Origin of the sequence: Streptomyces sp. NPDC046860 (assembly GCF_040645115.1) — a bacterium.
Lineage (GTDB): Bacteria > Actinomycetota > Actinomycetes > Streptomycetales > Streptomycetaceae > Streptomyces.
This window is the reverse complement of the sequence record NZ_JBEYXQ010000001.1, coordinates 685720-699589: the sequence shown is the minus strand read 5'-3', so window position 1 is coordinate 699589 and position 13870 is coordinate 685720. Positions and strand designations below refer to the sequence as shown.

The following is a 13870-nucleotide window of genomic DNA, read 5'->3' as shown; positions in this document are numbered from 1 at the left end:
GGCACGGTCCCACTCTACGGACCGGCCGCCGGACGCGGCACGAGGTCAGCGTCCGAAGCTCGCCAGCTTGGCCCTGAGCTGGAGCACCGACTTGGTGTGGATCTGGCTGACCCGGCTCTCGGTGACACCGAGGACGTTGCCGATCTCGGCGAGGGTGAGGCCCTCGTAGTAGTACAGCGTGACCACGGTCTTCTCCCGGTCGGGCAGGGTGTTGATGGCCCGCGCCAGGAAGCGGCGCAGCTCGCGGTCCTCGGCCACCTCGACGGGGTTGTCGGCGGCGGTGTCCTCCAGGGTGTCCATGAGGCTGAGCCGGCCGCCGCCCTCGCCGCCGACGTGCAGCAGCTCCTCCAGCGCGACGACGTTGGCCAGGGACAGCTGGCTGAAGACGGAGTGCAGCTCCTCGACCTCGACCCCCAGTTCGGCGGCGACCTCCTGCTCGCTCGGGGTGCGGTGCAGCTTCGCCTCGAGCGCGGCGCAGGCCCGTTCGTAGTTGCGCGCCTTCTGCCGGACGGAGCGGGGAATCCAGTCCAGCGCCCGCAGCTCGTCGATCATGGCGCCGCGGATGCGGGTGATCGCGTACGTCTCGAACTTGATCTCGCGGTCGATGTCGAACTTCTCGATCGCGTCGATCAGCCCGAACACGCCGGAAGAGACGAAGTCCGCCTGCTCCACGTTGGGCGGCAGGCCGACGCTCACCCGGCCCGCGACGTATTTGACGAGCGGCGAGTAGTGCAGGATCAACTGCTCCCGGAGGCGCTCGTCCCCCGTCGCCTTGTACGACCGCCACAGCTCGTCGAGCGTCGAGGGAGCGGGCGGCCGCACGCTGCCGCCGTCGCGGGCGGCTGGGGGGACCGCCGCCCGGTCGGAGCCGGAGGTGTGCTGGGGCATTCGTCGCCTAGTGCCGTTCTGCCGTGAAGTGCCGTGAACTGCCGTGCCGTGGGTGGGGGATGCGGAGGAGGTGGCTGGACGCCGGGTCGTCGGTGGGGCGCGGGCCGCGGTGGGGCGGTGCGGGTCGCCGGCCCTTCCGTGCCCGAGCTTTCGTGAGCGTAGCGTGACTGAGGAGTCGCGGTGTGCGAACAATCGGGCGCCACCCGTGCGCGACTCCTCCGCGGGGCGGCTCCCCCGGCTCACCCCGGTTCGCTCAGCGTGACTGGCCGAGGGAGTCAACTCCGGTAAACGCCAAGGGCGTAGGCGATTCGCCCGGACGGCCGAACACCCTCGGTCAGGGCGGGTGCGGGCCGGTCAGGACCGGGAGCACCCCCTGGCGTGTCAACTTCCAGCCGTCGTCGTGTCGTTCGACATAGCCAAGCGCTCGAAGCTCGTACAGCCGGGCGACCGCGTCCTCGCGCGAGGTGCGCGCCTCGCGGGCGATCTCGCCGGGTCCGGCCGGGCGCCCCGCGGGCAGTGCGGCGAGGACGGCCGCCGTCCCGGGGGCGAGCAGATCGCGTGGGAGCACCGGGCCGCGCCGGGGCGGGGCCAGTTCGCCGATCTCCCCGACGAGTTCCACGACATCGGCCGCGTCGGTGACCAGCACCGCCTCCCCGCGCAGCAGCTCGTGCACTCCGGCGGAGAGCGCGCTGCTGACGGGGCCGGGCACGCCCATGGTGAATCTGCCGAGCCGCTGGGCGGCGCGCGCCGTGACCAGGGACCCGCTGCGGCAGGCCGCCTCGACGACGACGGTGCCCCGGGTGAGGGCGGCGATCACCCGGTTCCGGACGACGAAGCGGTTCGGTGTCGGTTGGTCCCCCGGAGGCAGCTCGCCGATGACCAGGCCCTGCTGGGCGATCCGGTCGATCAGCGCGGTGTGTCCGCGGGGATAGGGCCGGTCCACGCCGCAGGCCAGCACGGCGACCGTGGCGCCGTCCGCGGCGAGCGCGCCCCGGTGGGCGGCGCCGTCGACCCCGTAGGCCCCGCCGGAGACGACCACCCACCCGCGTTCGGCCAGCCCGGCGGCAAGGGTCGCGGCGGCGTGGGCGCCGTACTCGGTGCAGGCGCGGGCCCCTACGACGGCCACGGACCGCAGCGCCCACATCCGCAGTCCGGGGTGTCCGCGCACCCACAGCCCCACCGGCCGCTCGTCCCCGAGGTCGTCGAGCTGGGCGGGCCATTCGGTGTCCCCCGGGCACACGAAGCGCGTCCCGGCCTCCCGGGCGGCCGCCAGGTCGGCGCCGGGATCGGCGCGCGCGGCCCGCGCCAGCAGGCCCTGCCAGCGGGTGCCGCTCACCCCGGGCGGGGGTTCGCCGCCCTCCCGGAGCCGGCGCACCGTCTCGCGCACCCCGAACTGCCGCAGCCACCGGCCTCCGACGGGGTCGCCGGGTTCGAGGACGCGGGTGAGGAAGACCCGGCCCGTCCGCTCGGCCTCTCCCGCCTCCTCGGCCTCCCCCGCCCTCATGCCGGAGCCCCGATGGCCATGGGGACGCCCCGGGGGACGCCGGTGCGCAGTTGCAGGGCGAGGGCCACGTCACCGGCGTCCGGACGGTCGTTCCCGGCGAGGTCGGCGACGGTCCACGCCACCCGCAGCACCCTGTCGATGCCGCGCGCGGTGAGCACACCCCGCTCCAGGCTGCGCTCGGCCTCGTCCATGGCGCCCGCGACGGCGTGGAAACGGCTGCGCAGCTCGCGGCCGGGCACCTCGCTGTTGGTGGCCCACGGGGTCCCCGCCAGCCGTGCCGCGGCCCGCTGCCGGGCCTCGCGCACCCGGTCCGCCACGGTCGCGGTGGACTCCCCGCGCGCGCCGGGGTCGGCGAGCTGGGCCCGGGTGACGGGGTCGACCTCCACCCGCAGGTCGACCCGGTCCAGCAGTGGTCCGGAGAGCCGGGACTGGTAGCGCCGGATCGCCGAGGGCGGGCAGTCGCACAGGGAGTCGCGCTGCGAGAAACGCCCGCACGGGCAGGGGTTGGCCGCGAGCACCATCAGGAACCGCGCCGGGAACCGCACCACCCCCGCGCTCCGGGCGATCACCACGTGCCCGGACTCCAGCGGCTGCCGCAGCGCGTCCAGGGTCTGACTGTGGAACTCGGGCGCCTCGTCCAGAAAAAGGATGCCTCTGTGCGCCAGGGAGACCGCGCCGGGGCGGGCGATGCCGGGGCCGCCGCCTACGAGCGACTGCATGGTGGCCGAGTGGTGCGGAGCGCAGTAGGGCGCCACGTCGATGAGCGGCTTGCCCGGTGGCAGCAGTCCGGCCACCGAGTGCACGGCCGTGACCTCCAGGGAGTCCTGCCGGGTCAGCCGGGGCAGTACGGCGGGCAGCCGTTCGGCGAGCATCGTCTTGCCCGCACCGGGCGGCCCTTCGAGGAAGAGGTGGTGGCCGCCGGCCGCGGCCACCTCCACCGCGGTGCGGGCCGAGGTCTGGCCCACCACGTCGGCCAGGTCGTGTCCCTGGTCGTGCTGGGCGGCACCGGCACTGTGGATGCCGGTGGCCGGGCCGGTACCGGGCATCCGGAGGCCGGCGAGGAGCGGATCGGGGCGCCCAGGAGTGTCCGGCTCCTCCTCCGGCACCGGTTCATCGGCGAGGACGGCGATCAGCTGCCGCAGGCTGCGCACCCCGAGCACCGACACTCCGGGCACGAGCGACGCCTCGGCCGCGGCGCACTCGGGCACCACGACCTGGGTGTACCCGGCGTCGGCGGCGGCGAGCACCGCCGGCAGGATGCCCCGGACCGGGCGGACCCGGCCGTCCAGCCCGAGTTCGCCGATCATGACGATGTCGGCCAGCACCCGGGGGTCGATGCGCTCGGCGGCACCGAGCACAGCACTGGCGACGGCGAGATCGAAACCGGAGCCGGCCTTGGGCACCGAGGCGGGGCTGAGCCCCACGGTGAGCTTCTTCTGCGGCCATTCCCCACCGGAGTTGACCACCGCGGCCCGGACCCGGTCCCGGCTCTCCGTCAGGCTCTTGTCCGGGAGTCCGACCAGGGTGAAGGCGGCCACTCCGGGCTCCAGGTCGGCCTGGACCTCGACGAGGACCCCCTCGACACCGACCAGGGCCACCGAGCAGGTGCGGGCGAATCCCATTCAGGCCACCCCCCGCGCATGCTCCACGGCGGGCGCCCCGCGCCGGGGCACCAGCACCCCGACCAGGTCGATGCGGACCCCGCCGGGTGGCGCGCCCCCGTGTGTGTGGACCCATCGCTCGGCCAGGTCCAGCAGCCGGCGTGCCTTCTCCGGTGTGACGGCGGCCATCGGGTGCTGGAAACCGCCGCCGCGCCGGGTCTTCACCTCGCAGACGACCAGCGTGCCGCCGTCCCGCGCCACGATGTCGATCTCTCCGGAGCGTCCGCAGCGCCAGTTGCGCTCCAGGATGCTCATCCCGGCCTCGGTCAGCCGCCGCGCGGCCAGATCCTCGCCGTACCTGCCCAGTCCACCGCGTGCCTTGCTCATGTCGGCACCACCTCCGGCACCCACCGTGACGGGGGGCGCCGAAAGAAGTGGATCTTGGTGGATGGAGCAGCCGTTGTGGATATCTCCGCCACCCGTGCGGGTGAAGCTCCTCAGCGGCGGGGCATCACCCGCCGGGCAGCTCCAGGTCGCTCTTGTTCAGCTCCTCGATGTTCACGTCCTTGAACGTCAGCACCCGGACCTGCTTGACGAACCGGGCCGGGCGGTACATGTCCCACACCCAGGCGTCCGCCATCGTCACCTCGAAGAACACTTCTCCCTGGACCGAGTGCACCTGCATCTCGTAGTCATTGGTGAGGTAGAAGCGCCGTTCCGTCTCGATCACGTATTTGAACAGACCGACGACATCTCGGTACTCCCGGTAGAGCTTCAGCTCCATCTCGGTCTCGTACTTCTCGAGGTCCTCGGCGCTCATGGCATGTTCCCCTTCAGCCGTGCGATCTCCCCATTGTGCGCCAGTCCGGCGAACCCTCAGACGATTTCCGTGTCGAGGGTCACGGGCGTGGCCGGGGGACCCTCGTCGAGCAGCGTGCGCAGCAGCCCGGCGAGCCTGGTCGGATACACCGTCTCATGCGCCCGCTCGAGTTCCCGGCACGTCCACCAGCGCGCTCCCGACACACTGCGCCGCTCCAGCTCGGTCAGCCCGTCCGCCACGGTGTCCGTCTGCGCCGTACGCGCCAGGAAGTACCACTCGTCCTGGTCCCAGCGGCGGCCGGCGAACGGGAAGGAGCAGCGGCGGCGCCACAGCACCGGGCCGAGTTCGACCTCGGTGATCCCGGTCTCCTCGGTCAGCTCCCGCAGCGCGGCCTGCTCGCGCGTCTCTTCGCCCTCCAGACCGCCGCCCGGCGTGAACCACCAGTCGTCGGCCCGGTCGTCGGGCTCGTGGCCGTGCAGCAGCAGGATGCGGTCCGCGGGGTCCAGCAGCACCACACGGGCGACCCTGCGCAGCCCGCCCGTACAGGCGTCCGGGGCCTCAGCCGACACGGACGGGCTCCGGCTCCGTACGGGCGCGGGAACGGCCCACGAGGCCGGCGACCGGGCCGTAGGCGGCGCCGCCCAGCACCAGCACGGCACCGGCGACGATCATCAGCTCGATGAGCGGCAGCGGCCCCGGCTCGGACAGCGCGCCCAGTGCCTGGAAGCCGGTGGGCCGGGCGAGCATGCCCTTCATCGGCCAGATCACCGAGTCCACGCGGGCGGCCACCGCACCGCGGCTCACCGTGCCCTCGGCGGCGTCGGTGATGTGGGCGGTGGAGTCCAGCGAGCCCTGGCGCTCGTCACCGAGCAGGAAGAGCCGGCCCTCGGGGACCGTCACCGTCGGGAAGCCCTTGATCTCGGCCGGGGAGCCCTCGGGCAGATACGGCTCGTCGACCGGCTTGCCGTTCACGGTGAGCTTGCCGTCGGTGCAGCAGGCGACCGTGTCCCCGCCGACCGCGACGACCCGCTTGACCACGTCGGCACCGGTGACCCAGGTCCTGTCGCTGAACACGACCACGTCACCCCGGCGCACGTCGGCGCCGTCGACCCGCTGGGCCAGCACCCGGTCCCCGGCGTCGATGGTCGGGGCCATGGAACTGGTCGGCACGGTGTAGGGCCGGTAGGACACCGCCGCCCAGCCGAAACCGGCCAGGAAGAGCAGCAGGCCCACGGCCACCGCCACGCCCGACAGCTTTGCGCCGAGGCTCCCCTTGGTACCCGCGCCCGCGGCACTTCCCATGTCGTCTCCCGGTCCCCTCCGCCGGGATCGCCCGGCCTGCCACGATCCGCTCTTGGTAGCACACCGGGCCGGGCAGCCGCGAGGGCGGTGTCCCCCGGTGACCGGTTCTTCACCGGGTCTCCGGGAAACACCGCCCTCGGCGATGCCCGTGCGTCACACCTCGCGCGCGGCCCCGGCGGCGGGGCGGGCGCCCTTGCGGCGGCGCCACACGGCCACCGGCAGCACTCCGGCGACGGCGGCCGCGCCCGGCGCGTACGGCAGCGAGGCGGCGGCGGAGCTCTGCTTGTCCAGTCCGGGCTGGTCGAAGGTGTCGGGGATCGGCAGGGTGCCCCAGCGGTTGATGGGCCACGCCTTCACGATCGCGCGTCCGACGACGTCGTCGACCGGCACCATGCCGTGGTTCTCGTCGGTCTGGTTGTACCGCGAGTCACGCGAGTTCTGGCGGTGGTCGCCCATCACCCAGATGTGGCCCGCGGGCACCTTGACCTTGAACTGGCCGCCCTGGTCGTCCACGCTGCACGGCGTGTTGCCCGGGTAGACGTACGGCTCGTCCAGCGCCTTGCCGTTGACCGTCAGCGGGCCGCTGCCCTTGCACTCGACCGTGTCGCCGCCGACCCCGATCACGCGCTTGATGAGGTCCTTCTCCTCGGCGGACGGCATCAGGCCGATCCAGCTCAGCCCCTTCTGCACCGCGTTCTGCTCCGGCGTCGGCTCGCCCGCCAGCCACTGGGCGGGGTCGTGGAAGACGACGACCTCGCCGCGCTCGGGCTTGGAGCCGAACCAGGGGGTGAGCTTGTCGACCAGGACGCGGTCGCCCTGCTGGAGGGTGTTCTGCATCGAGTCGGAGGGGATCGAGAACGCCTGCACCAGGAACGTCTTGATCAGCAGGGCCAGCACCAGCGCGATGCCGACCAGGATCGGCAGTTCCTTCCAGAAGGAGCGCTGCTTCTCCGGCCGGCGGGCCGCGCCGCCGCCGCTGCCGCCGCCCTCCTCGGTCCGCGGGGGGCGGCCGGGCGGGGTGCCGTCACCGGCCGCCGCGAAGCCGTTCCCGGAGTTCACGGCGCCGTCCGGGGCCGAGGCGTCGGAGCCCACGGGGTGCCCGCGGTGCTCCTCGCCGTCGTGCCCCGACCGTGCGCCAACCGCCACATCCCCCACGCCAACTCCTTACTCTGTGCCGCCGCCTGCCCCATACACGGTGCAGGCCCACCACTCCCATAACGAGCGGGAGTTCCGCAGGGGTCGGGAGCTGGGTCAGTCTGTTCGGATCGTCGGGGGCAACCCTATGCGACAGGGCGGTTCCCGCACTCGCCCCGGCCGCCGCGTCGGTGACGCTTGCGAAGGTTTTAGGTTCCTCCAGGCGCGTCCAGTGCGCGAAGGGCCAGCCGATGAACATGGCCCGGCCGACGACCGACTCCTCGGCGACCGTCCCGCCGTACGACGTGTTCTGGTGGAAACGGGAGTCGGCGGAGTTGCCGCGGTGGTCGCCCATCACCCACAGGCGGCCCTTGGGCACCGTGACGTCGAAGGAGGTCGCCGAGGGCGCGTTCCCGGGATAGACGTAGGCGCCCTCGGTCAGCGGGACGCCGTTGACCGTGACGCGGCCCTCGGCGTCGCAGCACTTCACATGGTCGCCGCCGACCCCGATGACCCGCTTGATCAGGTCCTTCTCGTTGTCGGAGGGCAGCAGGCCGATGAAGGTCAGGCCCTCCTTGAACTGCTTGACCACGACGGGGTCGCTCTTCTTCGGCGTCTCCTCGCCGCTCAGCCAGCCGCCCGGGTCGTGGAAGACCACGACGTCGCCGCGGGCCGGCCTGGAGCCGAACCACGGCGTGAACTTGTCGACCAGCACCCGGTCCCCGATCCGGATGGTCTGCTCCATCGAACCGGACGGGATCACGAACGCCTGGACCAGGAAGGTCTTCAGCACCAGCGCGATCAGCACGGCGACGCCGAGCAGCAGCGGGATCTCCCGCACCGCGGAGCGTCTGCGCTTGCGCTTGACCTTGCGCTGGAGCTTGCGCCGCTCCGCCCGCGAACGGCCGGGGCCGGGCCGGGCGGTCCGGCGGGCGCCGGTAGGCAGCAGATTCTCGGCGGCCGTGCCGGACACCCCGCGCGGCCTTGCCCGGTTACCCATGCGCGGCCTCCGCGGCGGTGACGTGCGCGTAGGCGCCGGGGCGCTCGATGCGCGTCCAGTGGCCGTACGGCCAGACGATCCAGTCGGCGCGGCCCACGACGTTCCCCACCGGGATCATGCCGCCGCCGGGTGAGCCGAGGTGGTCGCGTGAGTCGCTGGAGCGGGCCCGGTGGTCACCGAGCAGGAAGAGGCGGCCGTCGGGCACCACCACGTCGAAGGGCGCCGCGGACGCGCTGTCCCCTGGATACAGGAACGCCGTCTCGTCGACCGGGCGGCCGTTCACCTCGATCCTCCCCTCCCTGTCGCAGCAGACCACATGGTCGCCTGCCACCCCTACAACGCGCTTGACGTAGTCGGCGTGCCCGAAGTAGCCGGTCCCGTCGAAGACGACCACGTCACCGCGGTCCGGCCGGGCACCGAAACGGTACGCGAACTTGTTTACGAGCACGCGGTCCCCGACCCTCAATCCGGGCTCCATCGATCCGCTCGGGATCTCGAAGGGCCGCACCACGAAGGCGCTCAGGAGATACAGGAAGGCCAGGCAGGCGAAGAGGGCAAGGGTGAGCCGGCCACCCGGCACCCGCTCGGCGAGCCGGGCCGGAAACGCGAAACGCGACCGGCCCCGCGCACCCGGTGTACCGGGCGGGCAGGAGCGGTCGCGTTGCGTCGGCTGTGCTTCGGTGTCCATCGGGGCCAGATGTTATCCGGCCCCGCCATGACTCCGGGCAGGCAGTCAGTTGTCGCGCTTCTCCTTGATCTTCGCGGCCTTGCCGCGGAGCTCACGGAGGTAGTACAGCTTGGCGCGACGCACGTCACCACGGGTGACGAGCTCGATCTTCTCGACGATCGGGGTGTGCACGGGGAAGGTGCGCTCGACGCCCACGGAGAAGGAGACCTTGCGGACCGTGAAGGTCTCGCGGACGCCCGCACCCTGGCGGCGGATGACTACACCCTTGAACTGCTGCACACGCGAGCGGTTGCCCTCGATGACGCGGACGTGCACGTTGACGGTGTCACCCGGGCGGAAGGCCGGGACGTCGGTGCGCAGCGACGCGGAGTCGACGGTGTCGAGCAGGTGAGACATTTCGTCTGCTTTCTTCGCTGATGCCACAGGTCATCAACGGAACTAGATGTTCGAAGAGGTCGGCCGTGCGGGTCGGAACGGGCGTCGTGTCCCCCTGTGGCAGGGGCGCACGCCGGACGGACGCACAACAGCGGCCTATTGTTCCACGCCGTCGGTCCTGCGCCAAAATCGCCCGAACGGGTGTCCCTCCGGGTCCGGGGCCCAGCCCAGGATGGAGAGCATCTCCCGGTCCTTCTTGTCGAGCGTCGCGGGGTCGCAGCGCTCGATCAGGTCGGGCCGGTTGGCGGTGGTGCGGCGCATCGCCTCGTCCCGCCGCCAGCGCGCGATCTTCCCGTGGTGGCCGCTGAGCAGCACCTCCGGGATGTCCCGGCCGCGCCACTCGGGCGGCTTGGTGTAGACGGGCCCCTCCAGGAGGTTGGCCATCGCGCCGGGGGCGAAGGAGTCGTCCCGGTGGGACTCGGCGTTGCCCAGCACGCCGGGCAGCAGCCGCGCCACGGCCTCGGTGACGACCAGGACGGCCGCCTCGCCGCCCGCGAGGACGTAGTCCCCGATGGACACCTCGTAGACCGGCATCCGGGTCGCGTACTCGTCCGTGACCCGGCGGTCGATGCCCTCGTAGCGGGCCGGGGTGAAGATCAGCCAGGGGCGGGCCGACAGTTCGACGGCGAGTTCCTGGGTGAAGGGGCGGCCGCTCGGGGTCGGCACGATCAGGGCGGGGCTGTGCGCACCCGACTCGTAGCCGTCGGCCAGGACGGTGTCCAGGGCGTCGCCCCAGGGCTCGGTCTTCATGACCATGCCGGGGCCGCCGCCGTAGGGGGTGTCGTCGACCGTGTTGTGGCGGTCGTAGGTCCAGGAGCGCAGGTCGTGGACGTTCACGTCGAGCCGGCCGCGCGCGCGGGCCTTGCCGACGAGGGAGACGTTCAGCGGTTCCAGGTACTCCGGGAAGATCGTGACGACGTCGAGCCTCATGCGTCCTCGTCCTCGTCCCGCGCCGGGGACTCGTCCCGCGCCGAAGCCTCGTCGGCCTCGTCCCGCGCCGACGCGATCTCGGCGCGGTCGTCGATCAGGCCGGGCGGCGGCGTGATGACGGCCTTCTGCTCGTCGAGGTCGATCTCGCTGACGATCTCCTCGACGAACGGGATCAGCACCTCGCTGCCGTCGGGGCGCTCCACGATGAAGAGGTCCTGGGAGGGCAGGTGGGAGATCTCGGTGATCCGGCCGACCTCGGTGCCGTCCTCGGTGACCACGTCGAGGTCGATGAGCTGATGGTCGTAGTACTCGTCCTCGTCCTCCGGCATCTCCTCCGGATCGACGTCGGCGATCAGCAGCGTGTTGCGCAGCGCCTCGGCGGCGTTGCGGTCGCCGACGCCCTCGAAGCGCAGGAGGAGACGGCCGCTGTGGACGCGGCCGGAGGCGATGGTGAGCGGCCCGGCGGAGGCCGGGTCGGTGGTCAGGACGGCGCCGGGTCCGAGCCGCGACTCCGGCTCGTCGGTGCGCACCTCGACGGTGACCTCGCCCTTGATGCCATGAGCACGGCCGATCCGCGCGACTACCAACTGCACGAGAACAGATCTCCTGTCATACGACTGCGGGCCGGGGACGGCCCAGTGGCCCTCCCCGGCCCGAGCCGGTTGCTATGAAGCGTCAGCGGACGTGGTCCACGTCGACGAGGTCGACCCGGACACCGCGGCCGCCGATGGCGCCCACGACGGTACGCAGAGCGCGCGCGGTGCGGCCGTTGCGGCCGATCACCTTGCCGAGGTCGTCGGGGTGGACCCGGACCTCCAGCACGCGCCCGCGGCGCAGGTCGCGCGAGGCGACCTGCACATCGTCGGGGTTGTCGACGATGCCCTTCACGAGGTGCTCAAGCGCCTCTTCGAGCATGCTGCTCAGGCCTCGGTCGACTCGGCGGACTCAGCGGCCGCCTCGTCCTTCTTCTCAGCCTTCTTCTTCTGGGTGATGGCCTCACCCTTGTTGTCGTCGTCGGAGCCGAGGCCCTCGAACGACGGACGCTCGGCCTTCGGCGCGGCCACGAGGAGCGGCGCGGGGGCCGGCTCGCCCTTGAACTTCTGCCAGTCGCCGGTCTTCTTCAGAATGGCGAGCACGGGCTCGGTCGGCTGCGCACCGACACTCAGCCAGTAGGCGACGCGGTCGGCGTCCACCTCCATGACCGAGGGGTTGTACGTCGGGTGGTACTTGCCGATCTCCTCGATGGCCCGGCCGTCACGGCGGGTACGGGAGTCGGCGACGACGATGCGGTAGTGAGGCGAACGGATCTTGCCCAGACGCTTCAGCTTGATCTTGACTGCCACTGGAGTGACTTCTCCTGGTTTTGACGTGTTGGGCACGGCGGGATCTGCCGCGTGGGGTTGCGGTACCCGAGTGCCCGATGGACGCGTCAGCCGGAGGAGAGAGGGGTCCTGTGCGACTGTCGAGTACAGCTAGCCATTGTGCCACACCCGTAGGGGCCCTTCGGCCGGGGGCCCGAGGGCGTCCGGGCACGCCGACGGCGCACCCGGCGCCGGGACATGGCGCGTCGGGTGCGGACCGCACCGCGGGGCGTCGAGGCCGTGCGCGCGGTGGTACGGCTGCCACGAGCAGCCGTACCACTAGCTCGCCGCGGCCACCGCTTCCGGGATGCGGAACGGCTTGCCGCAGCCGCCGCACATGATCGGCGCCTGCGCCAGGACCGAGGGGACCACCCGGACGTTGCGGCCGCAGTCGCAGACGGCCTTGACGCGGACGCCGCCCCCGGAGGAGCCGTGCCGCGCCGCCGGACCCCGGAAGGTGCGCGAGGTGTCGGAGGAGGTGGCCACCGTGTGGGCCTTCAGCGCGCGCTGGAGGCGGTCGATGGTCGGACGGTAGCGCCGCTTGGCCTCGGGGTTGAGCGTGACCAGCGAGAAGCCGCTGCTGGGATGCGGCTCCTCGGGGTGGTCCAGGCCCAGTTCCTCGGCGACGGCCAGGAAGCGGCGGTTGTGGTAGCGGCCCGCCCGGGAGGTGTCGCGCACCCCTCGGGACGCGGCGATGCCGTGCACCGCTTCGTGCAGCAGCCGCTCGAAGGAGAGTTCATGTCCGCACGCGGACGACGACTCCCCGATCAGGGATTCCGGCGCGGCGAGGTCCGGCAGCTCGGGGTGGTACCGCTGAATGTCGGCCCACGCCTGCGCCAGCTCCGCGGCGAGGACAGGTGGTGTCTGTGTCGTGCTCACGTAATGACAACGAGCGGGGGTGCCGCTGTGTTCCTATTCCGGGGCATCTCAAATAATTTGCACCTACCCGTCAGTTGCCGCCGATGCGTCCTGACGAGGGCGGGTCCGCCGTTTCACGGAGAAGCCTCACAGCTCCCCCCAAGCCGGTGCGTAGCCGACCGTACGGTTCCCGGCGGGCGCACGCCCACCACGGCCGCCGGTCCCGCACGTTACCGGGTGCCCCGCGGCGCTCCCGCACCCGGTGGTGCTCCCCGGGTTGCGGGGGCGTGAATTCGAGCCACACGCGCCATCCGGTGGCAAGCCGGGCCCCACGACCACTGGACGACTCGCCGAGCCGGGAGTTACCTGGCATACGTGGAAAGTGCGCACGCACAGGCACACGGGGGCCACACACCGTGCACAGAGACGGACAGCCGGCGGATGGGGGCACCACCTATGACACCAACGCTCGTGCGGGAGCACCTGGCCCACGCGGGTTCCGCACCACCCCGCGTGAACCCCCGCAAACGCGCGCGCGACTGGTCGGAGATCCAGGAGCGGATGCTCGTCCCGCTCCACGAGACCGTCCACGAGCGCCTCGAAGTGGGACCGGGCACCCGCCTGCTGGGCCTCGGCTGCGGCTCCGGGCTCGCCCTGCTGCTGGCGGCCGCCAAGGGCGCGGCCGTCACCGGCGTCGACTCCCGGGCCGCACACCTCGCCCTGGCCCGCGACCGCCTGCGGCCGGACGGCCCCCACGACGCCCGCCTCGTCCAGGCGGACTCCCCCGCCGACGCGGCCGGGGCCGACGATCCCCCGTACAACCTGGTGACCGCCTACGAGACGATCGGCGGTCTCGGCGACCACGACGGACTCGACGACACCCTCGCCGCCGCGCTGCCGATGGCCGCGCGCGGGGCCGCCGTGGTGCTGGCCGGCTGGGGGCCGCCCGAACGGTGCGCCACCTCCACCGTGCTGCGCGTGGCCGCCAAGCTGGCCGAACCGCTGCGCGGCGCCCGCACCTGGCGCCCGGCCCGGCGGGACGACCTGGAGGAGGTCGCCCGGCGCGCCGGCCTGAAGCCGGACGGCTCCGGCCGGGTGGCCTGCCCGTTCGGGTACGCCGACGCCGACAGCGCGGTACGCGGACTGGTGTCGACCGGGCTGTTCGACACGGCGATCGCGGCGACCGACCGCAAGCAGGTCGGCAAGGAGCTGACCGAGTCCCTGCACCCCTACCGCCGCCCGGACGGGACGGTGTGGATGCCGAACGTCTTCCGCTACCTGATAGCCCGCGTGCCCTAGGGGCATCCCGTACGTGCCGAGGGCGCCCCCTCACGAAGAAGGGGCGCCCT

At 72.4% G+C, this 13870-nt stretch carries 17 protein-coding genes; 1 reads left to right on the top strand and 16 read right to left on the bottom strand.

What is annotated here, in order from left to right; all coding sequences use genetic code 11:
* Nucleotides 1-45: 45 nt before the first annotated feature.
* The 16 genes from whiG to ABZ898_RS03035 form a co-directional block, all read right to left on the bottom strand.
* On the bottom strand, nucleotides 46-888 hold the full coding sequence (gene whiG, locus ABZ898_RS03110) for an RNA polymerase sigma factor WhiG (protein WP_361652118.1): 843 nt from the start codon (nucleotides 886-888) through the stop codon (nucleotides 46-48).
* A 334-nt stretch (nucleotides 889-1222) separates the two neighbouring features.
* Nucleotides 1223-2392: a DNA-processing protein DprA gene (dprA, locus tag ABZ898_RS03105; RefSeq protein ID WP_361652116.1), complete on the bottom strand. Its 1170-nt coding sequence runs from the start codon at nucleotides 2390-2392 to the stop codon at nucleotides 1223-1225.
* On the bottom strand, nucleotides 2389-4014 hold the full coding sequence (locus ABZ898_RS03100; protein WP_361652114.1) for a YifB family Mg chelatase-like AAA ATPase: 1626 nt from the start codon (nucleotides 4012-4014) through the stop codon (nucleotides 2389-2391). The genes dprA and ABZ898_RS03100 overlap by 4 nt, the downstream gene beginning before the upstream one ends.
* Nucleotides 4015-4380, bottom strand: a complete 366-nt coding sequence (locus ABZ898_RS03095; protein ID WP_361652112.1) for a YraN family protein — start codon at nucleotides 4378-4380, stop codon at nucleotides 4015-4017.
* Nucleotides 4381-4504: 124 nt separating this feature from the next.
* Nucleotides 4505-4813 (bottom strand): DUF2469 domain-containing protein, encoded by a 309-nt coding sequence (locus ABZ898_RS03090; protein ID WP_014675276.1) that lies wholly within the window; start codon nucleotides 4811-4813, stop codon nucleotides 4505-4507.
* 56 nt (nucleotides 4814-4869) lie between these two features.
* On the bottom strand, nucleotides 4870-5382 hold the full coding sequence (locus ABZ898_RS03085; RefSeq protein WP_361652110.1) for an NUDIX hydrolase: 513 nt from the start codon (nucleotides 5380-5382) through the stop codon (nucleotides 4870-4872).
* The gene (lepB, locus tag ABZ898_RS03080; protein WP_361652108.1) at nucleotides 5372-6115 is read right to left on the bottom strand and encodes a signal peptidase I; all 744 of its coding nucleotides are present in this window, start codon (nucleotides 6113-6115) and stop codon (nucleotides 5372-5374) included. The genes ABZ898_RS03085 and lepB (ABZ898_RS03080) overlap by 11 nt, the downstream gene beginning before the upstream one ends.
* A 153-nt stretch (nucleotides 6116-6268) precedes the next feature.
* Entirely contained in the window at nucleotides 6269-7174 is a 906-nt protein-coding gene (gene lepB / locus ABZ898_RS03075) for a signal peptidase I (RefSeq protein ID WP_361652106.1), read from the bottom strand.
* Complete coding sequence (gene lepB / locus ABZ898_RS03070) at nucleotides 7140-8249, bottom strand: signal peptidase I (RefSeq protein WP_361652104.1); 1110 nt, start codon at nucleotides 8247-8249, stop codon at nucleotides 7140-7142. The genes lepB (ABZ898_RS03075) and lepB (ABZ898_RS03070) overlap by 35 nt, the downstream gene beginning before the upstream one ends.
* Nucleotides 8242-8937 (bottom strand): signal peptidase I, encoded by a 696-nt coding sequence (lepB, locus tag ABZ898_RS03065; RefSeq protein WP_361652102.1) that lies wholly within the window; start codon nucleotides 8935-8937, stop codon nucleotides 8242-8244. Before lepB (ABZ898_RS03065) ends, lepB (ABZ898_RS03070) begins: the two co-directional genes overlap by 8 nt.
* A gap of 45 nt (nucleotides 8938-8982) precedes the next feature.
* The gene (rplS, locus tag ABZ898_RS03060) at nucleotides 8983-9333 is read right to left on the bottom strand and encodes a 50S ribosomal protein L19 (protein ID WP_007493339.1); all 351 of its coding nucleotides are present in this window, start codon (nucleotides 9331-9333) and stop codon (nucleotides 8983-8985) included.
* A gap of 135 nt (nucleotides 9334-9468) precedes the next feature.
* Nucleotides 9469-10302, bottom strand: coding sequence for a tRNA (guanosine(37)-N1)-methyltransferase TrmD (trmD, locus tag ABZ898_RS03055; RefSeq protein ID WP_244336935.1), 834 nt, complete (start codon nucleotides 10300-10302; stop codon nucleotides 9469-9471).
* Nucleotides 10299-10895, bottom strand: coding sequence for a ribosome maturation factor RimM (gene rimM, locus ABZ898_RS03050; protein ID WP_361652099.1), 597 nt, complete (start codon nucleotides 10893-10895; stop codon nucleotides 10299-10301). Before rimM ends, trmD begins: the two co-directional genes overlap by 4 nt.
* A gap of 82 nt (nucleotides 10896-10977) precedes the next feature.
* Complete coding sequence (locus ABZ898_RS03045; protein ID WP_005479813.1) at nucleotides 10978-11217, bottom strand: RNA-binding protein; 240 nt, start codon at nucleotides 11215-11217, stop codon at nucleotides 10978-10980.
* Nucleotides 11218-11222: 5 nt separating this feature from the next.
* Nucleotides 11223-11645: a 30S ribosomal protein S16 gene (gene rpsP, locus ABZ898_RS03040; RefSeq protein WP_361652097.1), complete on the bottom strand. Its 423-nt coding sequence runs from the start codon at nucleotides 11643-11645 to the stop codon at nucleotides 11223-11225.
* Nucleotides 11646-11942: 297 nt separating this feature from the next.
* Nucleotides 11943-12542, bottom strand: a complete 600-nt coding sequence (locus tag ABZ898_RS03035) for a hypothetical protein (protein WP_361652095.1) — start codon at nucleotides 12540-12542, stop codon at nucleotides 11943-11945.
* A 435-nt stretch (nucleotides 12543-12977) separates the two neighbouring features.
* Here ABZ898_RS03035 and ABZ898_RS03030 point away from each other — a divergent pair, with 435 nt between their 5' ends.
* On the top strand, nucleotides 12978-13820 hold the full coding sequence (locus ABZ898_RS03030; RefSeq protein WP_361652093.1) for a class I SAM-dependent methyltransferase: 843 nt from the start codon (nucleotides 12978-12980) through the stop codon (nucleotides 13818-13820).
* Nucleotides 13821-13870 lie beyond the last annotated feature (50 nt).